The organism is Acinetobacter sp. RRD8 (assembly GCF_031844225.1).
GTDB lineage: Bacteria > Pseudomonadota > Gammaproteobacteria > Pseudomonadales > Moraxellaceae > Acinetobacter.
The window spans coordinates 18,535-40,029 of sequence record NZ_JAUZUU010000001.1; the positions used below are offsets into that span (position 1 = coordinate 18,535).

A 21,495-nucleotide genomic window follows, 5' to 3' on the forward strand; every position below is an offset into this window, starting at 1 on the left:
AAGGAGGGAGAAAAGCCCCTCTTAAAAAATCTAAAATGAGGCTTTTCTTGCACAAAAGTTAAAGCAGTACTTTAACTTCTGTTCAGGATTTGGGGAGATTTTAAAATTAAACCGCTGTACGCTCTTCAATTCCGTTATCCGTCGCGACAATTGCGATATCTGCTTTGTTGATCGCAAAGATACCGTTACACACCACGCCCGGAATATCGTTTAAGGTTTTTTCCAGTTCAAGCGCATTCAGAATATTGAGGTTATATACATCTAAAATCACGTTACCGTTGTCAGTGACCACACCTTCACGATAAGCAGGATCGCCACCTAAAGATACAATTTTACGCGCAACAGCAGAACGCGCCATTGGAATCACTTCTACCGGAAGCGGGAACTCACGCCCTAATTGTCCAACCCATTTAGAATCATCCACGATACACACAAATTTTTTTGCAATAGAGGCAACAATCTTTTCACGTGTCAGCGCTGCACCGCCACCTTTGATCATATGCATATGACGATCAATTTCATCTGCACCATCAACATAAGCATCCAGACCACTGACAGAGTTCATATCTACCACTTCAATGCCGAGTTTTTTCAAGCGTTGTGCAGTTGCTTCTGAACTGGCTACCGCAGCTTCCAATTGCAGCTCAGGCAATAAGTCAATTAAAAAGTTTACAGTACTGCCTGTACCTACGCCTAAAATGCCCCCTTTTGGCAAGTGTTTTAAAGCGGCTTTGGCTGCTGCTTGTTTTTTCTCATCTTGGGTTGCATATAGACTCATGGCTTCACTCAACTATTTTGGACTTTTGCAGCTTTTTTAAACCGCAAAGCCGTGTGGTTTGTTACAATAAGCCCCTATTTTAAACTGTTAGATGGAAAATTAACATGCTGTCTCGTTTGGTTCGACAAATTTTACAAGCAACGGTCTACGATGTTGCAATCGAAACTCCACTCGAAGCAGCGCCACGAATTAGCGAACGACTCAATAATAACATCCGCTTTAAACGTGAAGATTTACAACCGGTTTTTTCATTCAAACTACGCGGTGCCTATAACCGTATTAGTCAACTACCGAAATCACAAATGGAACGTGGCGTTATTACTGCTTCAGCGGGCAACCATGCACAGGGCGTGGCACTCTCAGGGAAAAAGCTGGGTATTCGCGCGATTATTGTGATGCCTAAAACCACACCTGATATCAAGGTACAGGCGGTTAAACGTCTGGGTGGCGAAGTGGTTTTGCATGGTGATTCATTTGATGTTGCCAATAAATATGCGATTCAACGTGCCCAGGAAGATGGGATGACTTTCATTCCGCCTTATGATGATGAACTGGTGATTGCTGGCCAAGGCACCATTGCCAATGAAATTCTGCGTCAGTGGCGCGACGTCGATTATGTCTTCGTTGCAGTAGGCGGCGGCGGCCTGATCGCAGGTGTTGCAGCATATTTAGGTGATGTCGCACCACATGTGAAAGTCATTCCCGTGGAATACGACGAATCTGCCTGTTTAAAAGCTGCTTTAGAAGCCAATGAGCGTGTGATTCTTCCATCTGTAGGTTTATTTGCTGATGGTACAGCTGTAGCCCAAATTGGTGAAAAACCATTTGATGTGATTCGTCTGCAAAAGTCGGACAATTCAGGCCCGATCGTTGAACCGAATGTGGTGCTGGTGAATACGGATGAAGTCTGTGCAGCGATTAAAGACACTTATGACGAATGCCGTAGCATTGTCGAACCATCTGGTGCAATGGCACTGGCCGGCATCAAAAAGTACGTGGCTGAACATGGTATTGAAGGGAAAAACATGGTGTCGATTGTCTGCGGCGCCAACATGAACTTCGACCGTTTACGTTATATCGCTGAACGTACCGAATTGGGTGAACGAAAAGAAGCAATCTTTGCCGTGACCATTCCAGAACAGAAAGGTTCATTCCTGAGCTTCTGCCGTGCCTTGCAAGGTCGTAATATTACTGAATTTAACTACCGTGCCAGCGATGCTTCTGCGGCACAGGTCTTTGTCGGTATTAGTCTAAAAAATGGCGAGAAAGAACGTCAAGAAATTTATGAAACCTTAAAGTTCCAGTATGACGTTGATGATCTGTCTGATGACGAAGTGGCCAAACTGCATATCCGTTACCTGATCGGTGGTCATGCCGATATTGAAAATGAACGCCTGTTCCGAGTGGAATTCCCGGAGCGTCCTGGCGCTTTACTGATGTTCCTGGAGCGTCTGGGCCCGACCCATAACATTACCCTGTTCCACTACCGTAACCACGGCGCTGCTGAAGGACGTGTTCTGGTGGGTCTTGAAGCGACCGATGCACAACAAAATCCGGACGGTTTGATCGAAACTCTCGAAACCATTACCTATCCATATCAGGAAATTACCAATAATCTGGGTTATCAACGTTTCTTGAAGTAATTCTTTCAAACATAAACCGCCTTTCGAGGCGGTTTTTTTAGGATGATATTCTAGGCAGATTTAAAAATGTATCATGAATGAAAACACCAATTATCCATTAATTTCCAATCTTGTTAAAATTAAAAATAATTACAAAAACAGAACCTTAAGATATGAATATCACTTTTATTATTATTTTGCTCACCACTTTATTTGTCTATTTATACGGCTATCCAGCATACAAATTAAATCAAGAAGAAGATCGTGTTCGAACAAGTATGAAAAATATTCCCAGTAATGCAACCGCAAATAACCTCAGCAACATCGCTGGTATAGAGGCACATTCAGAAATACTCAACCAGTATCCCAAATTTGTTTATATTTTTCTAAATCATTATAAAGAAGTGAAATTAGATCCTAAAATTTCAGCTTTTGTAAAAAGCTTTTCTTGTGCCTCAATCGATAATTTAAAAACTTATCCTCAACTCAAACGCCAAGCCACACTCAATATCATGAAGGATGATCATCATGAATTCGAATACATCATCCAAAACAGCTATGGAACCTTATATGCACATCGTCAGGTTATGTCTGACTGTCCAAATTTTCAATCTGTACTTCAGATGAAAGAAGCGTAAATACTTCAAAGATCTGTACTATTTTTACCTAAAAACTATAGCTGAAGAATCGCCTTCTCATTACCATAGCGGATATAACGAATGACATAAAGATAACGAAGGACAATCCATGGCATTATTTGCAGTCATCGGGCTTGGCAGTTTCGGTGCGACCGTGGCCACACAGCTCATCAGCCTGAAGCATGAAGTGATCGGAATCGATCTGAATAAAAAATATGTCGAAAACATTTCTGATCAGCTGACCCATGCCGTGATTGCCGATGCAACCGATGAACATGTACTCGATGAGCTGAACATTCAGCGCTGTGATGCCGTTGTCGTTGCGATTGGAGAGGATATTGAGGCCAGTATTCTATGTGTATTGCACTTAAAAAATATGGGCGTAAAGAAAATCTGGGTGAAGGCCAAATCCAAATCCCACCACATGATTCTGACCCATCTCAATGTTGAAAAAATCATTCATCCTGAAGAAGATATGGGCGTTCGGGTGGCCCAGTCATTAAGCTATCCGATGGTCAGTCGTTATATGGCGCTTGAGGATGATCATTATATTGTCAAAATTGAAATTCATGCAGATCATCATGGTACGCCACTGAATCAGTTGATGAAGCATGCTCCTGAAATCACTACCTTATTACATAAACGCGGATCTACATTGCAATATCACGTAGATGCCAATCAGATTCTTCAGGAAGGCGATATTTTACTGGTTGAAGGATTGCTGGAACCTTTGCGCCGTCTTGCTAAATATTTTAAACATCTATGAAAAGTTCTGATTTAAAGCAACACAGGACGATTAACCTCAGTCCTCCAAGCTTACTGGCTTTGGGTTTTCTTGGATTAATTCTGATCGGTTCGCTGCTGCTGATGCTGCCTATTGCCCATCATGGAGAAATCAGCTGGCTGGAAGCCATTTTTACAGCAACTTCTGCTGTGACCATTACCGGGCTATCGGTGGTGAATGTCGGTGAAGCCTATACCGTATTTGGTCAAATCGTGATTATGTTTTTGTTACAATGCGGCGGCTTGGGTTTTATGACCTTTGCCATTCTGGCAGTGATGAGTCTGGCACCGCAACTGGGGCTAAAACAACAAGTCATGGCACAGGAGTCCATTGGACAAACTAGCCTGAAAAAAGTCAGTTTTACCATTAAAGCCGTGTTTTTATATTCTCTATTCTTTGAAGCAATCGGTACGCTGATTCTGACTTTGGCTTGGCTCAAAGAATATCAGTTTAGCGATGCACTATTTTATGCAGCTTTTTATAGCGTCTCCGCTTTTAATAATGGTGGATTTTCACTATTTCCAAATAGCTTGATGAGCTTTTCAGGACAGTATCTGATTACCTTTACCATCAGTATGCTGTATATCATTGGCGGTATCGGTTTTCTGGTGCTGATGGACGTCAAAGAACATAAGCGCTGGCGTAAGTTGAGTACCAACAGCAAGCTAATCCTCTCAACGATTCTGGGGCTCAATCTGAGTGCGTTTATTGTACTATGGCTACTCGAAGCCTCTAATCCGCAAACTCTGGGCCTGATGAGTCTAAGCGATCAAGCCGTAAATGCCTGGTTCCATGCCACCGTTCCCCGCTCTTCAGGTTTTCATAGCTTGCCAATGGAACAAATGAGTGATGCATCCACTCTAGTTACCATATTTCTAATGTTTATTGGTGGAGGTTCCTTAAGTACAGCGGGCGGCATCAAAGTCGGAACGTTTATTATTGTGGTCATCAGCGTAATCAGTTTTTTAAGACGCGAAGATGAGATCCGGCTGTTTAATCACTCTATTCCTGAAAAAACTACGTTTAAAGCATTAGCCGTGGTGTGTATTACTGCAGCGCTGATCATGATGGGTTTTATGAGCTTATTAATCCTGGAACCTGAGCAGGATTTTCTGGATCTGTTGTTTGAAGCCGTGTCTGCAGCTTGTACCGTCGGTTTGTCCCGAGGGGTAACAGAGGAACTACAACCTGCCAGTTTGATTATTCTAATGCTGTTAATGTTCGCAGGGCGTCTAGGGCCACTGACGCTTGCTTATTTTATTGCGACTCCGAGAAAGAGTCGTCTCAAACATCCGCCTTCAGAAATCCAGATTGGCTAATCTATCTATAAAAAAACCATGCAGCGGCATGGTTTTTTATTTTCATTCCAAGATGTTTAAAGTTGGAATCCTAGAACCAGTTCATCAAGGAAACACCTAAACCGACATACGTGGCACGGTGATTATAATCAATCAGACTTTCTCCGTAGCCATCAAATAGCTGGAATTGGCCACGCAAACGCCCACTGATCGGGAATGACCAATCGAACTGTACGGCTCCACGATTTTCATCTCCACCTTTTAAGGTATGTCGCAGCATTAATGAAAAATCATGCTCCTTATAACGATAAAATGCGGTCATGTCTCCACGGCCGATATAGTTTTTGATTTCTGGATTGTTATCATCTTCTCGCTTCTCTTCAAAGCGATACCAAGGACGAACCATCAAGGCAAAATTGTCTTTTTCAAAACCGAGATTCAGCATCACCCGGTTCCAGCTACGTGATAACGGATCAGAACGGCCATTGGACTGATGATTAATGGTCAATCCCAACATACGCCAGTTAAGACCTAAAAGATCATAGTTGGTACGGAAGATTAAACTGGCTTCGGGTTCATAGTTGGTTTCACGAAACGGACGTGATTCTTCCGAGTTATACACCTGCCAACGTGAAGATTGGGTATAACCAAGCCAGAGATCGCCATTATCTCCCAAGATATTTTCAACCGCCTTGGTCTTTAAAGACAACTGAAACTTTGCTTCGGTTGAGGTAAGATTTTGGTCTTCCTTCACTGTGTTTTCTGGATTTTCACTTTGAGGGAATTCATTTTTCTTTGATGTCCAGAAACCTGGCATCAAATACACTGGCTGATAAGAACGAATGTTCCAGGTGCCTAATTTACTTTCTGGAGAGAGTTCCCAGCGGCTATCCAGCAAAGACAGATTCGGCGTCAGTTTTGATCCTTCAGAAGCATAAATATTGGAAACGGTTTGACCAATTTTCGCTTTTAAATTATCGGGTTCAGGCGCAATTTCTGCTGCTGCACGACGTTCAGAAACGATTGCAGGCTTCTCAGTGACCGGAATTTTAAATAAAGTATCATAACAGGCCAGACGCTCTGCACTAATTTCCAGTGCAGCACAGGCTTCAGCCGTTGCCGGCGTGGGACTGTTGACTACTGTTTCTTCCGCATTCACTTGCGTCCCAACTGCACAGCCCAGCAAAACGCTCAGCTGTAGAGTTGAGCGCTTAAACGAATTAAGCGCCATCCATTATCCTCTTTTTTTTATTTATAGAACTTGTTGAATTACAAAACCAAGCTGTTCCAGCATTTCACGTTTTGCCACTGGCGCTACAATGGCTTTCGTCGCCTGCTGCTCGACCAGATAGGTCTGTGCAACACGCTGCAAATCATCCAGTGTGACATTCAATAAACGTTCACGTAATTTTTTACGGAACGCTGGCGTACGTTGATGCAAGTAAGAATAACATGCAGTAATGGCTTCGCCTGCCGGTGAACCCGGTTTATCCATGCTGGCAATCAGACCCAGAATGGCTTCTTCCAACTGGTGTGGCTGTTGTGGTGCATTAAGTAACCACTGAATACTCGCATCAAAATCCTGGAAAGTTTCTGCCAGACGTGGGTCACGATAGCTGTAGAAACGGAATGAACAGGCATTCCCGTCATAGCTGGCACCACCACCATAGGCACCGCCTTTTTCACGGATGGCACTGTGCAGGAAGCCATTACGCAAATAACCCGCCAGTACCATCAATGCAGCAGCATCAGGATGTGAAACTTCAACAGCTGGATAAGCAGCCGCACAGAACTGGACATTGGCTTGAATCAACCAGGCTTCGTGCTGGTCATGGGTTACTTTTTCGACTTGAGTTAATGAAACTGGTGCAGAATCAACTTCAAGTTTATCCCAGACATTCTGAATTTCTTCGATCAGATGCACAGACTGCGGCTCTTCACAGACTAACAGGAACTGCTTCGGCGCTTGCAACAAAACACGATGAATTCGTTTTAACTCGTCAATCAGAAGATCATATTCAGCCGGATCTTTTTCGATCTTAGATACCAGTTCGATCAGCCAGTTCAATGCACCCAAACCGGTATTGTGATAATCACGCAAAGCCAATGCACTATGCTGGCGTGAAGCCGTTTGCATTGCATAGCTATGTCCAGAACCGGAAATACGTGACTGCCAGCGCGTTTTACGCTGTTGTAACAGCTCGATAATACGGTCTTTTTCATCAAAACGAAGCTGTTCAAAACCAATCTTTAACAGACGGATCGCATCGAGATGATTCACCAAAGATTTGGTCGTTAGCGTCAACCAGGCAGTAATCTTGTTTTTGTCATCGACTTTAGAACGCAAAGATGCGCCCATACCCAGACCGCCACTTACCGCTGTTTGCAGTTGCTGGAACTCAAGATAATCATATTCACCCGCACCCACCTCACCCATCAGGATTGAAAGCAGGTTAAAGTAAGGCGACTGCACCACTTCATCCGGAATATTAACCAGAACCTGTTGGTAATAAATACCATTAGTACCGGCATGATACAGGTTCAACGGCGTATCAACACGGTTACAGATAATCTCGCGTAACTGACCTTGCACAATCTGTAATTCCGCAGGAACATCTTCCAGACCGACTTTCGGCAATAAGTTCAAGTCATCCGGCGTGTCCTGACGAATATTCAATGCTTCAGTCTGGGCAATAATTTCCGCTTTCTGCTCTTCAGTTAAATTCTTGCCAATTTCAGTCAGACGCGCTTTTTCATCAGCCGCTTCTTTGGCAGATTTGGTCGCATCCGGAACCAGCGTCAGTTGGACACGATGTGGATTATCCAGCAAATGCTCTTTGATCAGATTGGATAACCACATTGGATCTTGCAGTTCTTCTTTGACTGCAGCAATGGCAGAGTCCACATCCCAAACTTCGACCGGATCACGATGATGAATCGCGCTGCCCAGACCGCTCAGAATCAGGCTTAAACCATACGGCGTACCATCACCATTGATTTCACGCTGATGCAATTCGATTTGATGCAGGATCGCATCGACCATGTTCTGATCAACCGGTTTAGAGGCAACTTCTTCCAGAACCTTAAACACACCATTTTTAAATTCTTCTGCATGTTCAGGATTTGAACCCTGCACCGCACAGTAGAAAGTCATTTCAAAGTTAGAATCATCCACGCCCATGAATGGACCTGTTGCATCTGCATAACCACAAGTTTCCAAATAATGACGCAGTGGTGATGCTGAATCTTCTAACAAGATACCTTCAACTAAACGCATACCTAAACGCAGTTTAATGTCACTGGCTTCTGGCAATAACCATGACAGCACATGATAGGTCTTGTCCTGCAGGTCTTCAGCATCAACAGCATAGCTGTCTGTCACCGTCAATGGTGCAGTCAAACGGGTTTCAGGTGTTGGATACAGCGTCTGACCTTTTTCAAATTTGGACAATGCCAGATTTTCAAACTGCTCTTGCAGTTCGAATGCTGTTTTATTGCCAAAGGTCATGAAGACTGCATTACTTGGATGGTAATGTGACTTATAGAAATCAACTAACTCCTGGTAAGTCAGATCAGGAATATCTTTAGGATCCCCACCAGAATTATAATGATAGATGGTATGCGGATATAAATGATGCGCCAGCGTGTGATACAGCTGGTCTGAAGGCGAACTCATCGCACCTTTCATTTCATTAAAAACTACGCCTTTATAGACAGGCTCGCCATTTTCCAGCTCAATGCGAATGCCTTCCTGGGCAAAATCCAATGGATTCAGGTTCGCAGCAAATGCTGCATCCATATACACTTCGAGCAGGTTCTGGAAATCTTTACTATTTTGGGTCGCAAATGGATACGCAGTCCAGTCAGCCGCAGTAAAGGCATTCATGAAAGTATTCAGTGAACGGCGAATCATCAGGAAGAATGGATCACGCACCGGGAATTTTTCTGAACCACACAGCGCAGTATGTTCCAGAATATGTGCTTCGCCTTTAGAATCCATCGGCTGGGTACGAAACGCCACCAGAAAGACATTTTCGTCGTGATTGGTCGCCAGATGATAATGTGTGGCGCCAGTCACTTTATGTTTATATTCAGACACGAAAATGTCTAAAGCTTCAACATGTTGTTGACGTACCAACTGAAACGCAGGATGTACAGTTTGAGAAATGGTTTCAGTGACATCTACAGTCATGCGATCTCCTAATGCTTTAATTAAAATAACTAAGCGCATTATAGCTTTAGTTATCTAAATTATTCACGTTGAAAACCGAGGATTTTGATCGAATTAAGTAAACTTGATCATTTGAAAATTAAATCATCAAATTTACTTCCTGCATCTAGATAAGTATTTACAAGCTTAAGAAATCAGGTATTTAAAATAGTTATAGCTTGGATTATTTTCTACAAATACATAATTCTGCTTTTGATAAAAACTGGCGGCCAGTCGGGTATCTGTTTGTAAGCATAAAGCCGAATAATGCGGACGTGCCAATTGCTCTAGGTAAGCCAAAAGCTGTTTGCCTACGCCATGCTGACGATATTTCGGATGCACATAAAAACGGCGTACACGACCAATGCGGTCTTCAATGCCGTTATCTCCCCATTGCTGGTTTAAGCCACCACAGCCAACCAGTTTCTTGCCATCATGCGCCACCACCAAATATTCATTGGCGTGGCTAAAGCAGTTTTTCCCGGTGCGATATTCTTCTATTAACTTATCTACCAAATTATAGCCTTCTTTACGTGCCAGAGTTGCCAGTGTTTCGATCTGATCCGGGAGTTGTTCGGCTGTTACAATTTTAATATTCATATACGCACACTATTTGAAATTGTTGTGAAGAATGACTGTTGCCAAGCGACTTAAAGTATCATGCCAGGAGCGATATCTCTTTATAAATAAAATGTGATCCTTAAATCAATGCTGCAGCACACCAGTGCACAAAAATAAGTCAGTTTTTAGACCAAAGATAGCTGCTGAACAAAATACAGCATTTTTGAAAAATATTTGAAAATGATTCAGCAAACTACAGCAATCCCAAGCAATCGTGTAAACTTAGGACTTTCATTTTTAATGTGATATTTGAACATGGCAACTGTTGATCTTTTTGCGATTGGTAATGCGCTGATTGACCAAGAATTTAAAGTTTCTGATGACTTTTTAACTGCACATCACTTGCAAAAAGGCACCATGCAACTTGCAGATGGTGAGACTCAGGCCACTCTTTATCAAAATCTTCAAGCGACTCAAGTGTATAAGGGTCAGGCTTCAGGCGGTTCAGCAGCCAACACTACCGTGGCATTTTCTGCGCTCGGTGGTTCTGCATTTTATGGCTGTCGTGTCGGAAATGACGAACTGGGGCACATCTACCTGAAGGGTTTGAATGATGCAGGTATTAAGACCACCACCCAATCGATCAGTGAAGGCGTAACAGGGACATGTATGGTTCTGGTCAGCCCTGATTCTGAACGTACCATGCATACCTATCTGGGTATTACGGCCGAACTGACTGATCAACAAATTGATTTCAGCGCACTAAATAGCGCGAAATGGCTATATCTCGAAGGTTATTTATCAACTTCTGACACAGCACGTCATGCGGTACAACAAGCACGTGATATTGCCCGTGCCAATGGCGTTAAAATTGCCCTAACTTTATCTGATCCTGCCATGGTGCAATACGCGCGTGCCGGTTTGGATGAAATGATTGCAGATGGTGTAGACTTGCTGTTATGTAACCAGCAAGAAGCGCTGATGTATACAGAAACAGATAATCTTGAGGCAGCCCTGCTTAAATTAAAAACAATCAGTCAGCACGTTGTCATTACATTGTCAGCTGAAGGCGCACTGATTTCGGATTATCAAAATACATTTACTGTTCCTGGCCGTAAAGTGCCTGCAGTAGATGCCAACGGTGCCGGTGATGCTTTTGCCGGGGCTTTCCTGTACGGATTGAATGCTAATTTGGGTCTTCAAGCTGCGGCTGAACTGGCGATTCTCATTTCGAGCCAGGTGGTTTCACAATTTGGTCCACGCCTGGCAGTTGAAGACTATGCGGCATTATTACAAGACTTTCAAAAGGAATGTGCTTAATGTTTAAAATTTGCATGACCGAAGACGTTCCAGAACGCGAAGCACGCTCTTTTGAGCTTCCCGATGGAGATAATATCTTTATCACACAGCGTGACGGTGCCTTCTATGCCTATCAAAACTTGTGTCCGCATTTGCAGGTCGAACTGGAATTTCTGGAAAACCAGTTTCTGGATCGCGATCAGGAATTTATTGAATGCTCCACGCATGGCGCCTTGTTTCTGGTAGAAAGCGGTGAATGCATTTCTGGGCCTTGCCAAGGTCAAGCACTTGAAAAAGTAGAGATTACCGTGCATTCTGATGGTGGAATTTACCTCTCAGAATAAGACTAAAACGGACTTCACCATGCCTGCATTTTTTCTAGACTATAACCTGATGCCTTTTCATCTGAGTTTATTGGCGATTATTCTGTTCGGTGTGGTGAAAACCATTGGTTTCTATTTTGGACTCAGACCCAGCAAGTTTCTGCAAAAAATTTCACCTTATGACTTTCAGCAGATGGATCTACTAAACGTCAAATTCTCCAAAACCTTGATTGTGTTTTTCTTCCTGATGAATTTTAGTTTTGCCGGCTATGTTTTACAGTTCCTGATCTATTCTCAGGAATTTAAATTTCTGCCTGCTTATTACCTGATTATTCCGGCTTTAATCATTGCGACTTTTTTTACTATTTTTATGATTCACTGTCTGGATCAGGTCATTCCACCTAAATATAAAAAGAACAATGTCAATTTACTTGGCCGTTTGGCGACAATTTCCAGTGGCAATGCCCGACCCGGTTTTTCTGCTCAAGCGCGGGTGCGAGATGAGTATGGGCAACTACATTATGTACAGGTAGAACCTGAGTTTGGTGAACTCGGTTTTCAGTCGCAGATTATCCTGATTCGCATGAGAAAATCTCATTATGTTGCCAAGAAAATTTGTAAATCTAATCAGCTGTTCAGCATGAATCTAGATTAAATTCTAAATCATTTGATAGTTATTAAAAAATCCCGACAGATATCGGGATTTTTTAATGTCTATATTTATTTTTTAAGAAGTCCTGAAACCATATTCAATACATTTTGAATATCATTATTGGCTTCCTGCTTGCTGGTTTGCTCACCTTGTGGAGTAAGCGAATCAATAATCTGCGGCAAGACCTGTGAAATCGCACTATACACATCCTGCTTCGGTGCATGGGTTTGTTGTGCAACTGCTTCAACTTCCTGATCATCAAACAGGTTTTGCACCTGCTGCGGATCGACATTGGCATTTTCACCGGGGCCGGTCGACACCCAATCATCGACCTGGCTATTGAGCCCCTGTCCTTTTAGCTTGTCCAACGCACCCTGTAAACCGCCCTGTTTTTGAATCCAGGCCAGCACTAAAGGCAGTACTGCAATCAATAAGGTTTTACCAGTAGAACCACCCAATCCTGAACGAGGCTGAGCAGTACCTTGAGTACCACTACCACCGAACTGACTTAGTACTGAACCTAAAATTGCCCCCAGACCATTTTGTCGGTTCTGCTGACCGGTTTGATTCTGCTGGTTTTGAGGATTTTGATTTTGCTGAGGATTTGACTGGTTTAAATGCCCTAGCACAGACCCCAGGATATCTGCCAAGCCACCTTGTTGTGAGGACTTTTGCTGCGACTGCCCGCCACCCAATGCCTGCTTTGCTAATATTTCCACAATACTACTCAGGTTTGTCATGTCCTATATCCTATGTGCATCTTAATTACAGAATACGGCCTGCCCTCATATTGTCTAGGCAAGATTGTGTTAATATTTGCAATCTTGGTTAAGCAGGTTTTCGGCTTACCAGCGAAATTTATCCCAGTTTTCCGGATTAGCCCAAAATTTGGAGTTAAACCAGTCTGGCACGTGCTTATAGGTTAAAATATTAAACTGCCACAGCGCAAAATCGGCCTTATGTGTGGTCTTGTCAATCAGCTGGGTAAATCCTAAAGCTCTCAATAACTTTTCATTTTGCAGCCGGCTGATCACCACTAGCCGTTTGGCAAACAAATCACGTAATTTCACCAGAATTTGACTCATGATCTGTTCAGACAAATGTTCTGTTTCTGCAGTATCCAGCATCACTACAGCCAAGTCATAACGTTGCTGAAAAGGCAGATTTAAAAAGTCAGATACGCTAAAATAGGACCATTGAATAGCTGGCTGAAACTGGACTTGGCTCAAGTCCTGCCCAATACAAATAGCAGTATGAATTGGCTGTTCCTGTGCGAAATCGTCTAGCATTGAAGTAATGACATTCTGCTCAGCCATAACTGCATCCTTATGATTTAAGTGAGTAATTTTTATGGAACTTCAGGGCATTTGTCATAAAATGCACGTCGGCCTCAAGGACCTTAGTGTAACTGATCAACAGATACAGCGGGCAAATGTTGAATATAAATTAATTTTAGATCGTGCAGAAATTGATCTTCCGTTTAATTTAGGCCAAGAAATCGAGATTGAATGGACCGGTAATATTTACTGCGTGTCTTGTGGCAACAAAACTTCCAAATCATTTTCGCAAGGTCACTGTTTTAAATGTTTTAAAACCAATGCTTCATGTGATATGTGCATCATGAAGCCAGAGACATGCCATTATCATTTAGGCACTTGCCGCGAAGATGAGTTTGCACAGAATGTCTGCTTTCAGCCACATATTGTCTATTTGGCCAATTCTAGTGCTTTAAAGGTCGGAATTACCCGTACCAGCCAAATGCCGACTCGCTGGCTTGATCAGGGTGCGACCCAAGCCCTGCCGATTATGAAAGTTGGCTCACGTCGTCTTTCCGGAAAACTCGAATTCATGTTTAGTACTCAGGTTGCTGATAAAACTGATTGGCGCAAGCTACTCAAAGGTGAAGCAGAACCCCTCAATCTGATTGAAGTGCGTGAACAACTGTTAGAAGAATTTGCGCCTAAAATTCAAAGCATTCGTGAAGAATTTAATCAGAATCTAGAATTTAATGAAAATATTGAAGTACTGGACCAAGAATTGGCACGCGAATTTATTTATCCGGTAGAACAATATCCAGAAAAGATTAAATCGCATAATCTTGATAAAACTCCCTTAATTCGTGGCAAGTTACAAGGCATCAAGGGGCAGTACTTAATTCTGGATACTGGCGTAATTAATATGCGCAAATATACTGGTTATGAACTGATTATTCGTGCTTAATCCATTATTTGCTTAGAGCATAAAAAAACCAGCCCGCAGGCTGGTTTTTTATACAACAATTTTATTTGATTTTTGCCTGAGATTTCAAGTAACGCGTATAGTCATCAAATTCTTGCTGACCACGAAGTTGTTGATATAACTTCATCAACTCACTGCGTTGTTCTACACTCAATACATCCACCGGATTTTTCTTTACTTCTGATACCGCAACCACAACCAGCTCATTTGGCATTTTCGCTGTCGTCACTGACCAATGGCCTGCTTTTGGTGTCGGAAGACTAAAAGCCGCACGCTGTACATCACGTTTTAGTAAACCTTCAGCACGTGTGTAAACACCAGCATCTTCAAAGATCAAATCACCTTTCGCCACTGCTGCAACCGGTTTGGTTTTGAACTCATCCAAAGCTTTCTGAATTTTTGCTTTTGCCAAAGCAGCTGCTTTGTCTTCAATCAGCTGAGCCTTAACACGCGGTTTTGCTTCTGCCAGTGTTTGTTCGCCGGCTGCATGATAATTACGCACCTTTATCCAGGCTACATCACCATTGGCTAACTGAATGCTTGATGAAGCATTACGATCACCATTTTTAACATCGTCATTAAACAATTTGACTTTGAGGTTAGCATCGCTCAGCACAGGATCACGGGTCGAAAGTGTTACACCTTGGGCTTTCTGGACTTGTACACCTTTAACTTCCTGTGTAACGACATCCAGAGAATCACTTCCTACCACCATATCATTTAGCGTATTGACCGTATCAGAGAATACATTGGATTTTTTAGCAGCCAAGGCTTCTTCAGACAAACGTGCTTTTTGTGATTCAAAAGAAGGAACTGCAACATCTGGCGTTTGCACAGAAATGATGTGGTAACCATAATCTGTTTTCACTGGTGCAGACACCTGACCCGATTTTAAAGAACTAACCGTCTGATCAAATGCAGTACCAAATACACCTTCTTCATAAACGGCAAGCGCGCCACCTTTAGACTTAGATTCAGGGTCTTCAGAATATTGTGCTGCTGCCTGAGCAAAAGTAGTACCGGCTTTAATTTTGGCTGCAATATCGGTCGCCAGTTTTTTTGCTTCAGCATCACTACGACTGTCCGCCGTAATTAAAATATGCTTCACATCTGGTTTAACTGTCTGTTTTTGTGTTGCAACAAAGGCGGTATAGGCTTCCTGAAGCTCAGCCTCTGTAACCGCTAAACTCTCCACCTGAATATCGCTTGGCTTTAACACCACATAGTCGACATCTACACTGGTCGGCTGTTTAAACAGTGTTTTGTGCTTTTCATAATAGGCAGCAATGTCTGCATCCGTCACTTTGACATCTTTTTTATAGCTGTCCAGATTAATGCTAGAAATATGAATATGACGTTGTTCAGTTTGTAAATCAGCAATCTGCTGCATTTCGACTGAGCTTACCAATGGATAATCCAGAAAAGTCGATGACAGCATCTTCAGCGCATGATCTTTACGTAAACTTTCGATCAAAGCGCGATTAGTCATGCCAATTGATTTTAGATAATTTTCATATAAAGCATTCGAGAACTTTCCATCTTGCTGAAAAGTAGGCTGCTGAGCAATCATCTGTTCAATTTGCTGGTCACTCAGACTGATCCCTAATTCTTCAGCCTGTTGCAGCAATAAAGTACGTGCAACCAGCGTATCCATGGCTTTCTGGTCAATGAAGCTTTGATTCAGTAAAGTTTCATCCCCATTGGCATAACTGAGATATTGTTCTTTAAATGATTTGGTCAGTGACTCTAATTCTTTTTGAGATATTTCAGTCCCGTTCACTGATTTTGCTGCATCAGAGTTTCCACTGCTAAAATATCCTTCAATACCTACAAGTGCTAACGGGGTCAAAAACAGAACGAGCAAGACTTTGCCCAACCAACCCTTAATAACTTTACGAAAAGCTTCCATAAGTATTCCAATATTTTATTTGCAAAGGATTTTAACCGAAAATACCCATTGAATGAATGTGTTAATCATCACAATTAAATTTATCAATAAAAAACGCGCCAAAGAAGGCGCGTTTCGTCGCTGGGTAAGCTTAAGCTACAGCGTCTTTTAAGCCTTTACCTGCTTTGAAGCTAGGTACTTTGCTTGCTTTGATCTCAAGAGTAGCACCAGTTTGTGGATTACGGCCAGTACGTGCAGCGCGTTCTTTCACACCGAAAGTACCAAAACCCACTAAAGTTACTGTATCACCCGATTTTAAAGCTTCAGTAACAGAAGCAATTGTAGCATCTAAAGCTTTACCTGCGTCAGCCTTAGATAATCCCCCTTTTTCTGCAATTGCATCAATTAATTCTGATTTATTCATGAAGATTACGTCCTCTTAATATCGTTTATTTAAGGTTCAAGAATTGGTTTAACATGCCATAACGCCTTTATAGCAATGCTTTAGGTATAAACGCAATACTTAAGAACCTCTTTTTTTTCAAAAAATATGCGAAAAAAACATTGAATAATAAATAAAGTCATTTTATTTAAGTTTTTTCGACAATTCTTCTTTCATTTTTTCTTGTTCCGCAGTCAACTGATCAACCTTGGCATGCAACTGGAGAATTAAACGTTCCAAATACTGTACATCCTTCAGTGTGACTAATCCTATACGATTCAATGAGTGATGAACAGAGTTGTCGATTAATTTTTCCACTTTGTCTTTGGTGTCTGTGACCGACTCTTTGGCTTTTTCCGAAACCTTCTCTACAGTTTGATCGGCAATATCTGCAGTTTTAGATTCAAGTTCTTCCCCGACCTTGACCAGCGAGTCAAACAGTTTATTGCCTTCTTCTTCTGCACGTGAAAATGCCCCGAGTCCAGCCAACCAGATCTGTTTGGTGTATTTACGAAAATCAAGAACCGATTTGCGCTCCGAGGCAGATTTAGACTTGGGTTTCAGCATTTTCTCATTCGAAGCTTCAGCTGAGTCTTGTGCTGTTTTTGACTTGTCCATGTGCACGGCTCCTGTTTGTTTTCTGCGCAATTATTATAAATTATTCTACAAAACCACTGCATAATAGCAAATTTAGTACTTGATAGATTTGATAAACTGTTCTACAAAGCAATTTATTTCAAGTCTAATTTGATTTAACCCTGAAATCTCTTCACAAGCAGGAAGCTTTTTCACTTTATATTTCAGGTAAGGATTGGTTGTATATGAGCGAATCGCAACAAAGTCAAAATCAACCGCATTTGTTGCTTACGATGACGTTAATTGTTTTAGAGACAATATTTACCTTCATTCTCAAGCATGATCGTGTCGTTGCATTACAGGCCAAAAAGTTTGTAGATAAAAACATCTCGATTAAAATCAATAGCTATATTCCGTATTTCGACTTTTATGTGCAATTCACCCCCAATGGACTATTGTTTGACCATAAAGCACCGGGCCGCATTGTCGACCTGGATGTGCGCACTACACTTCCCGATCTGATTAAAATTTTCATTTTTGGCAATCGTCGTAGCATTCGTAGCATGCGTATTGATGGTCATCAGGTTTTAAAAGATGAGTTTCGTGATCTGTTAACCGTATTCAGTTTGCCTAAAGTATTAGCCGACTGGAAACACTGGCTGTCTGATGCGCCGACGGATGAAGCGGAAATTATTGCCTCTAAAAAGCGTATTGCGCCGCTTCTAAAGAAAATTGAAGAGCAGCGTTCCAAGATCAATACCCTGCAAGTGGAAGTCAAACAGTATAAAAACCGCCTGAAACGGATTGAACGCCGTCAAAAGCGCATTAACATCATTTTTGGCTTGAGCAGCGTACTTTTGATTACGTTATTAGTGTATAATTGGCTGAGCATGTAAATCTTTCATTCTCCAAAAATTAAATCCCACTAAGGTCTACTAAAAATAACTTGACTAATTTAGTCGGGATTCATAAAATCTACACATCTAGTCTAACCATGTGTATCGAATCATGCGCCTAACCACTCGCGGTCGCTACGCTGTGACTGCTCTACTTGATCTAGCTTTGCAGCCTTCTGAAAAAACGATAACGCTCGCTGAAATTGCAGCACGTCAAACTATTTCTGTTGCTTATCTTGAGCAGTTATTTGCGAAGCTCAAGCGTCATGGTTTAGTTTCTAGTGTTCGTGGCGCAAATGGTGGTTACCATTTAGCACGTAATGCAGATGAAATTACTGTGTTAGCAATTATTGAAGCTGTAAACGAAACAGTTGATGCGACTCGCTGTGACCATAAAGGCAACTGCCAGAATGGTGCGATGTGCTTGACTCATGATTTATGGCAGGAACTCTCCCATCACATCGCCGATTATTTAGAAAAAATCTCGCTTGCTGATCTGGTTGCACGTGACAACGTCCAGACTGTGTCATTACGCCAAAAATCAGCACCTTTAGATTCAGCCCTTTTATCGGTTACAGGTATTTGACATGAAACGTCCGATTTATCTTGATTATGCAGCTACAACTCCTGTAGATCCTCAGGTTGCTGAACGTATGATGGAATGCTTAACATTCGATGGTACCTTTGGTAATGCGGCATCTCGTTCACACGCGTATGGTTGGCAAGCAGAAGAAAAAGTTGAATATGCACGTGAACAAGTTGCGAATTTAATTAAAGCTGATCCACGTGAAATCGTATGGACTTCGGGTGCGACCGAGTCAGACAACCTTGCGCTTAAAGGTGTAGCTCATTTCTATGCATCTAAAGGTAAACATATCGTTACCTCTAAAATCGAACATAAGGCAGTTTTAGATACCTGTCGTGAGCTTGAGTCTGAAGGTTTTGAAATTACCTATATTGAGCCTCAACCTCAAACCGGTTTAATTACTCCAGAAATGGTACAGGCAGCGATCCGTCCAGATACGATTCTTGTTTCCCTGATGATGGTGAACAATGAAATCGGTACTGTGACTGATGTTGCAGCGATTGGTGAAATCACTCGCGCCAACAAGATTTTCTTCCATGTAGATGCAGCTCAGGCGGCAGGTAAAGTTGAAATTGATCTTTCAACTTTAAAAGTAGACTTGATGAGTTTCTCTGCGCACAAGATCTATGGCCCTAAAGGTATTGGCGCACTGTTTGTACGTCGTAGCCCACGTGTACGCCTTAAAGCTGAAATGCATGGTGGCGGCCACGAACGTGGTATGCGTTCAGGTACCCTTGCGACTCACCAGATTGTAGGTATGGGTGAAGCCTTTGAACTTGCAGGCAAAAACCTGGAAGCTGAACAGACTCGTTTACGTGTACTTCGCGACAAGCTGTGGAATGGTTTACAAGGTCTTGAACAAGTGTTCCTGAACGGCCATCCAACACAAAACGTAGCGAACTACCTGAATATTAGCTTCAACTTCGTTGAAGGCGAATCATTGATGATGGCATTGAAAGATGCTGCGGTATCTTCAGGTTCGGCATGTACATCTGCAACACTTGAACCATCTTATGTACTTCGTGCATTGGGTCTTTCAGACGAACTTGCACACAGTTCGATTCGCTTCAGCTTTGGTAAATACACCACTGAAGAAGATATCGATCACGTATTGACTATCACTAAAGCTGCTGTTGAGAAGTTACGTGAACTTTCTCCGCTTTGGGATATGTATAAGGAAGGTATTGACCTTTCTAAAGTTGAGTGGGCTGAGCACTAATTTTCATGATGAGATAGTGACAAATCCGTTGCTATCTCATTGAGAAAAGTTTTTTTACCCCCATATTTAATACTAAGGCTGACCCCGAGGTTTGGAGAAGCAACATGGCTTATAGCGAAAAAGTAATTGATCATTACGAAAACCCTCGTAATGTTGGCGTTTTAGACAAAAATGCTGAAAACGTTGGTACTGGTATGGTTGGTGCGCCAGCATGTGGTGACGTGATGCGTTTACAGATTCAGGTAAACGATGAAGGCGTGATTGAAGAAGCACGTTTCAAAACTTATGGTTGTGGTTCTGCCATTGCATCAAGTTCACTTGTGACCGAATGGCTCAAAGGTAAAACTTTGGATCAAGCCCAAGCGATCAAGAACATTGATATTGCGACTGAACTTGCACTTCCACCAGTAAAAGTACACTGTTCTGTTCTTGCTGAAGATGCAATCAAAGCAGCTGTAGAAGACTACCGTAGCAAGAAAGTTAAAGCTTAATTGTTCCACGTTTTGAAATTTTAACGGAGTTTTCATGATCCATTTAACTGAAAATGCTGCAACTCATATCAGCAATTATTTAAAAAATCGCGGTAAGGGTGAAGGCATTCGCGTTGGTGTGAAAACTTCAGGCTGTTCTGGTCTGGCCTATGTGCTCGAGTTCGTCGATGAAGTCGATGCACATGACCAAGCCTTTGAACAGTTTGGGGTTAAAGTATTCGTTGACCCGAAAAGTCTGGTTTATCTTGAAGGTATGGAGATGGACTATGTTAAAAACGGCTTGAACGAAGGCTTCGAATTTAACAACCCCAACAAAAAAGGCGAATGCGGTTGTGGTGAATCCTTCACTGTATAAACCCGGCAGTTATTCTCTTTTGACATTAAAACAGTGTGTTTCACACTGTTTTAATTGCATTTATACAGTTATTTTTGCTCATTAATCGCGGATCCCATCTCCCATGAATCATTTTGAGTTGTTCAACCTTCCTGTAGCACTCGATATTGATTTGGCGGCTTTAAAGACTGAATTTTTAAAGTTGCAGCAACAATATCACCCAGATAAAGCTGAAGACAAAGATCAAGCTCTGATTAAATCAAGTGATATCAATCAGGCATTTAAAGCCTTGTCAGCGGTCGATAGCCGTGCAGCGTATTTACTGTCTCTCAAGAAACAGGATTATCACTTAGATCAGTCGATCAGTGATTTTGAATTCTTGCAGGACGCTCTGGAAATTCGTGAACAACTTGACGATGCAACTTCTGCTGAAGATTTAACTTCACTGAAAGTCGAAGTCCAGCAATGGATTGAAGGCTTGGTTCGCGAGTTCAAAATTGATTATGCGGATGAAGACTGGGCCGAAGCACGCGATACAGTGCGCAAACTACGCTTCTTCGTTAAAGTCATGGCCGATATCGACAAAGCGGAAGACCGCTTCCTTGACGATGACAGCTTTGATCTTGATGATGATTTCTAATTTTTAATATTTAACGTGCA

General features: G+C 42.2%; 23 protein-coding genes. 14 read left to right on the forward strand and 9 right to left on the reverse strand.

What is annotated here, in order from left to right; all coding sequences use genetic code 11:
* Positions 1-106: 106 nt before the first annotated feature.
* Entirely contained in the window at positions 107-778 is a 672-nt protein-coding gene (gene rpiA / locus Q9R24_RS00110) for a ribose-5-phosphate isomerase RpiA (protein WP_004279784.1), read from the reverse strand.
* Positions 779-882: 104 nt separating this feature from the next.
* On the opposite strand from rpiA, the gene ilvA reads away from it, so the two are divergent.
* The 4 genes from ilvA (at position 883) to Q9R24_RS00130 (ending at position 5,141) form a co-directional block, all read left to right on the forward strand.
* Positions 883-2,421 (forward strand): threonine ammonia-lyase, biosynthetic, encoded by a 1,539-nt coding sequence (gene ilvA, locus Q9R24_RS00115; protein WP_004646781.1) that lies wholly within the window; start codon positions 883-885, stop codon positions 2,419-2,421.
* Between the two features lie 152 nt (positions 2,422-2,573).
* Positions 2,574-3,038, forward strand: a complete 465-nt coding sequence (locus tag Q9R24_RS00120; RefSeq protein WP_243474667.1) for a hypothetical protein — start codon at positions 2,574-2,576, stop codon at positions 3,036-3,038.
* 109 nt (positions 3,039-3,147) lie between these two features.
* Positions 3,148-3,804 (forward strand): TrkA family potassium uptake protein, encoded by a 657-nt coding sequence (locus tag Q9R24_RS00125; protein WP_005246545.1) that lies wholly within the window; start codon positions 3,148-3,150, stop codon positions 3,802-3,804.
* Positions 3,801-5,141 (forward strand): TrkH family potassium uptake protein, encoded by a 1,341-nt coding sequence (locus tag Q9R24_RS00130; RefSeq protein ID WP_311203445.1) that lies wholly within the window; start codon positions 3,801-3,803, stop codon positions 5,139-5,141. Before Q9R24_RS00125 ends, Q9R24_RS00130 begins: the two co-directional genes overlap by 4 nt.
* A 70-nt stretch (positions 5,142-5,211) precedes the next feature.
* On the opposite strand, the gene Q9R24_RS00135 is transcribed toward Q9R24_RS00130, so the two are convergent.
* The 3 genes from Q9R24_RS00135 to Q9R24_RS00145 form a co-directional block, all read right to left on the reverse strand.
* Positions 5,212-6,351 carry a phospholipase A gene (locus Q9R24_RS00135; protein ID WP_311203446.1) on the reverse strand — a complete coding sequence of 380 codons (1,140 nt, stop codon included), beginning with the start codon at positions 6,349-6,351 and terminating at the stop codon, positions 5,212-5,214.
* A gap of 21 nt (positions 6,352-6,372) precedes the next feature.
* Positions 6,373-9,312, reverse strand: coding sequence for an insulinase family protein (locus tag Q9R24_RS00140; RefSeq protein ID WP_311203447.1), 2,940 nt, complete (start codon positions 9,310-9,312; stop codon positions 6,373-6,375).
* 165 nt (positions 9,313-9,477) lie between these two features.
* The gene (locus Q9R24_RS00145; RefSeq protein WP_004646775.1) at positions 9,478-9,930 is read right to left on the reverse strand and encodes a GNAT family N-acetyltransferase; all 453 of its coding nucleotides are present in this window, start codon (positions 9,928-9,930) and stop codon (positions 9,478-9,480) included.
* 276 nt (positions 9,931-10,206) lie between these two features.
* Between Q9R24_RS00145 and Q9R24_RS00150 the strand changes: the two genes are divergently transcribed.
* The 3 genes from Q9R24_RS00150 to Q9R24_RS00160 are packed head-to-tail and all read left to right on the forward strand — an operon-like array spanning position 10,207 to position 12,168.
* Entirely contained in the window at positions 10,207-11,211 is a 1,005-nt protein-coding gene (locus Q9R24_RS00150; protein ID WP_004646774.1) for an adenosine kinase, read from the forward strand.
* 14 nt (positions 11,212-11,225) lie between these two features.
* The gene (locus Q9R24_RS00155) at positions 11,226-11,534 is read left to right on the forward strand and encodes a Rieske (2Fe-2S) protein (RefSeq protein ID WP_004279797.1); all 309 of its coding nucleotides are present in this window, start codon (positions 11,226-11,228) and stop codon (positions 11,532-11,534) included.
* 19 nt (positions 11,535-11,553) lie between these two features.
* On the forward strand, positions 11,554-12,168 hold the full coding sequence (locus Q9R24_RS00160; RefSeq protein WP_004279798.1) for an OB-fold-containig protein: 615 nt from the start codon (positions 11,554-11,556) through the stop codon (positions 12,166-12,168).
* A 65-nt stretch (positions 12,169-12,233) separates the two neighbouring features.
* Here Q9R24_RS00160 and Q9R24_RS00165 read toward each other — a convergent pair whose 3' ends face one another.
* Together Q9R24_RS00165 and Q9R24_RS00170 are read right to left on the reverse strand one after the other, a co-directional pair.
* A complete protein-coding gene (locus tag Q9R24_RS00165; protein WP_311203448.1) occupies positions 12,234-12,905 on the reverse strand; it encodes a YidB family protein in 672 nt (223 codons plus the stop codon).
* Between the two features lie 105 nt (positions 12,906-13,010).
* Entirely contained in the window at positions 13,011-13,481 is a 471-nt protein-coding gene (locus Q9R24_RS00170; protein WP_311203449.1) for a DUF6231 family protein, read from the reverse strand.
* A gap of 34 nt (positions 13,482-13,515) precedes the next feature.
* Between Q9R24_RS00170 and Q9R24_RS00175 the strand changes: the two genes are divergently transcribed.
* Positions 13,516-14,385 (forward strand): DUF2797 domain-containing protein, encoded by an 870-nt coding sequence (locus Q9R24_RS00175; protein ID WP_311203450.1) that lies wholly within the window; start codon positions 13,516-13,518, stop codon positions 14,383-14,385.
* 61 nt (positions 14,386-14,446) lie between these two features.
* Here the strand turns inward: Q9R24_RS00175 and Q9R24_RS00180 are convergent, their stop codons facing one another.
* The 3 genes from Q9R24_RS00180 to Q9R24_RS00190 form a co-directional block, all read right to left on the reverse strand.
* A complete protein-coding gene (locus tag Q9R24_RS00180) occupies positions 14,447-16,312 on the reverse strand; it encodes a SurA N-terminal domain-containing protein (protein WP_311203451.1) in 1,866 nt (621 codons plus the stop codon).
* 130 nt (positions 16,313-16,442) lie between these two features.
* Positions 16,443-16,715, reverse strand: coding sequence for an HU family DNA-binding protein (locus Q9R24_RS00185; RefSeq protein WP_004279807.1), 273 nt, complete (start codon positions 16,713-16,715; stop codon positions 16,443-16,445).
* A gap of 162 nt (positions 16,716-16,877) precedes the next feature.
* Positions 16,878-17,351, reverse strand: a complete 474-nt coding sequence (locus Q9R24_RS00190; protein WP_114540741.1) for a phasin family protein — start codon at positions 17,349-17,351, stop codon at positions 16,878-16,880.
* Positions 17,352-17,554: 203 nt separating this feature from the next.
* On the opposite strand from Q9R24_RS00190, the gene Q9R24_RS00195 reads away from it, so the two are divergent.
* From Q9R24_RS00195 to hscB, 6 genes are all read left to right on the forward strand, one after another.
* The gene (locus Q9R24_RS00195; RefSeq protein WP_219309521.1) at positions 17,555-18,205 is read left to right on the forward strand and encodes a hypothetical protein; all 651 of its coding nucleotides are present in this window, start codon (positions 17,555-17,557) and stop codon (positions 18,203-18,205) included.
* Between the two features lie 112 nt (positions 18,206-18,317).
* Positions 18,318-18,791 carry an Rrf2 family transcriptional regulator gene (locus tag Q9R24_RS00200; RefSeq protein WP_004279811.1) on the forward strand — a complete coding sequence of 158 codons (474 nt, stop codon included), beginning with the start codon at positions 18,318-18,320 and terminating at the stop codon, positions 18,789-18,791.
* 1 nt (position 18,792) lies between these two features.
* On the forward strand, positions 18,793-20,010 hold the full coding sequence (locus Q9R24_RS00205) for an IscS subfamily cysteine desulfurase (protein ID WP_004279813.1): 1,218 nt from the start codon (positions 18,793-18,795) through the stop codon (positions 20,008-20,010).
* Positions 20,011-20,114: 104 nt separating this feature from the next.
* Positions 20,115-20,501: a Fe-S cluster assembly scaffold IscU gene (gene iscU, locus Q9R24_RS00210; RefSeq protein WP_004279815.1), complete on the forward strand. Its 387-nt coding sequence runs from the start codon at positions 20,115-20,117 to the stop codon at positions 20,499-20,501.
* Positions 20,502-20,535: 34 nt separating this feature from the next.
* Positions 20,536-20,856: an iron-sulfur cluster assembly protein IscA gene (iscA, locus tag Q9R24_RS00215; protein WP_005107159.1), complete on the forward strand. Its 321-nt coding sequence runs from the start codon at positions 20,536-20,538 to the stop codon at positions 20,854-20,856.
* A 103-nt stretch (positions 20,857-20,959) separates the two neighbouring features.
* Positions 20,960-21,475 (forward strand): Fe-S protein assembly co-chaperone HscB, encoded by a 516-nt coding sequence (hscB, locus tag Q9R24_RS00220; RefSeq protein WP_005107161.1) that lies wholly within the window; start codon positions 20,960-20,962, stop codon positions 21,473-21,475.
* Positions 21,476-21,495: the final 20 nt, after the last annotated feature.

Excerpts from the sequence above, each read along its gene's own strand:
- rpiA (WP_004279784.1), bottom strand. The coding sequence starts at position 778 with ATGAGTCTATATGCAACCCAAGATGAGAAAAAACAAGCAGCAGCCAAA.
- Q9R24_RS00205 (WP_004279813.1), top strand. The coding sequence starts at position 18,793 with ATGAAACGTCCGATTTATCTTGATTATGCAGCTACAACTCCTGTAGAT.
- Q9R24_RS00190 (WP_114540741.1), bottom strand. The coding sequence starts at position 17,351 with ATGGACAAGTCAAAAACAGCACAAGACTCAGCTGAAGCTTCGAATGAG.
- Q9R24_RS00195 (WP_219309521.1), top strand. The coding sequence starts at position 17,555 with ATGAGCGAATCGCAACAAAGTCAAAATCAACCGCATTTGTTGCTTACG.
- ilvA (WP_004646781.1), top strand. The coding sequence starts at position 883 with ATGCTGTCTCGTTTGGTTCGACAAATTTTACAAGCAACGGTCTACGAT.
- Q9R24_RS00145 (WP_004646775.1), bottom strand. The coding sequence starts at position 9,930 with ATGAATATTAAAATTGTAACAGCCGAACAACTCCCGGATCAGATCGAA.
- Q9R24_RS00180 (WP_311203451.1), bottom strand. The coding sequence starts at position 16,312 with ATGGAAGCTTTTCGTAAAGTTATTAAGGGTTGGTTGGGCAAAGTCTTG.
- Q9R24_RS00165 (WP_311203448.1), bottom strand. The coding sequence starts at position 12,905 with ATGACAAACCTGAGTAGTATTGTGGAAATATTAGCAAAGCAGGCATTG.
- Q9R24_RS00185 (WP_004279807.1), bottom strand. The coding sequence starts at position 16,715 with ATGAATAAATCAGAATTAATTGATGCAATTGCAGAAAAAGGGGGATTA.
- Q9R24_RS00150 (WP_004646774.1), top strand. The coding sequence starts at position 10,207 with ATGGCAACTGTTGATCTTTTTGCGATTGGTAATGCGCTGATTGACCAA.
- Q9R24_RS00160 (WP_004279798.1), top strand. The coding sequence starts at position 11,554 with ATGCCTGCATTTTTTCTAGACTATAACCTGATGCCTTTTCATCTGAGT.
- iscU (WP_004279815.1), top strand. The coding sequence starts at position 20,115 with ATGGCTTATAGCGAAAAAGTAATTGATCATTACGAAAACCCTCGTAAT.
- Q9R24_RS00125 (WP_005246545.1), top strand. The coding sequence starts at position 3,148 with ATGGCATTATTTGCAGTCATCGGGCTTGGCAGTTTCGGTGCGACCGTG.
- Q9R24_RS00135 (WP_311203446.1), bottom strand. The coding sequence starts at position 6,351 with ATGGCGCTTAATTCGTTTAAGCGCTCAACTCTACAGCTGAGCGTTTTG.
- Q9R24_RS00175 (WP_311203450.1), top strand. The coding sequence starts at position 13,516 with ATGGAACTTCAGGGCATTTGTCATAAAATGCACGTCGGCCTCAAGGAC.
- Q9R24_RS00120 (WP_243474667.1), top strand. The coding sequence starts at position 2,574 with ATGAATATCACTTTTATTATTATTTTGCTCACCACTTTATTTGTCTAT.
- Q9R24_RS00155 (WP_004279797.1), top strand. The coding sequence starts at position 11,226 with ATGACCGAAGACGTTCCAGAACGCGAAGCACGCTCTTTTGAGCTTCCC.
- Q9R24_RS00140 (WP_311203447.1), bottom strand. The coding sequence starts at position 9,312 with ATGACTGTAGATGTCACTGAAACCATTTCTCAAACTGTACATCCTGCG.
- iscA (WP_005107159.1), top strand. The coding sequence starts at position 20,536 with ATGATCCATTTAACTGAAAATGCTGCAACTCATATCAGCAATTATTTA.
- hscB (WP_005107161.1), top strand. The coding sequence starts at position 20,960 with ATGAATCATTTTGAGTTGTTCAACCTTCCTGTAGCACTCGATATTGAT.
- Q9R24_RS00200 (WP_004279811.1), top strand. The coding sequence starts at position 18,318 with ATGCGCCTAACCACTCGCGGTCGCTACGCTGTGACTGCTCTACTTGAT.
- Q9R24_RS00170 (WP_311203449.1), bottom strand. The coding sequence starts at position 13,481 with ATGGCTGAGCAGAATGTCATTACTTCAATGCTAGACGATTTCGCACAG.
- Q9R24_RS00130 (WP_311203445.1), top strand. The coding sequence starts at position 3,801 with ATGAAAAGTTCTGATTTAAAGCAACACAGGACGATTAACCTCAGTCCT.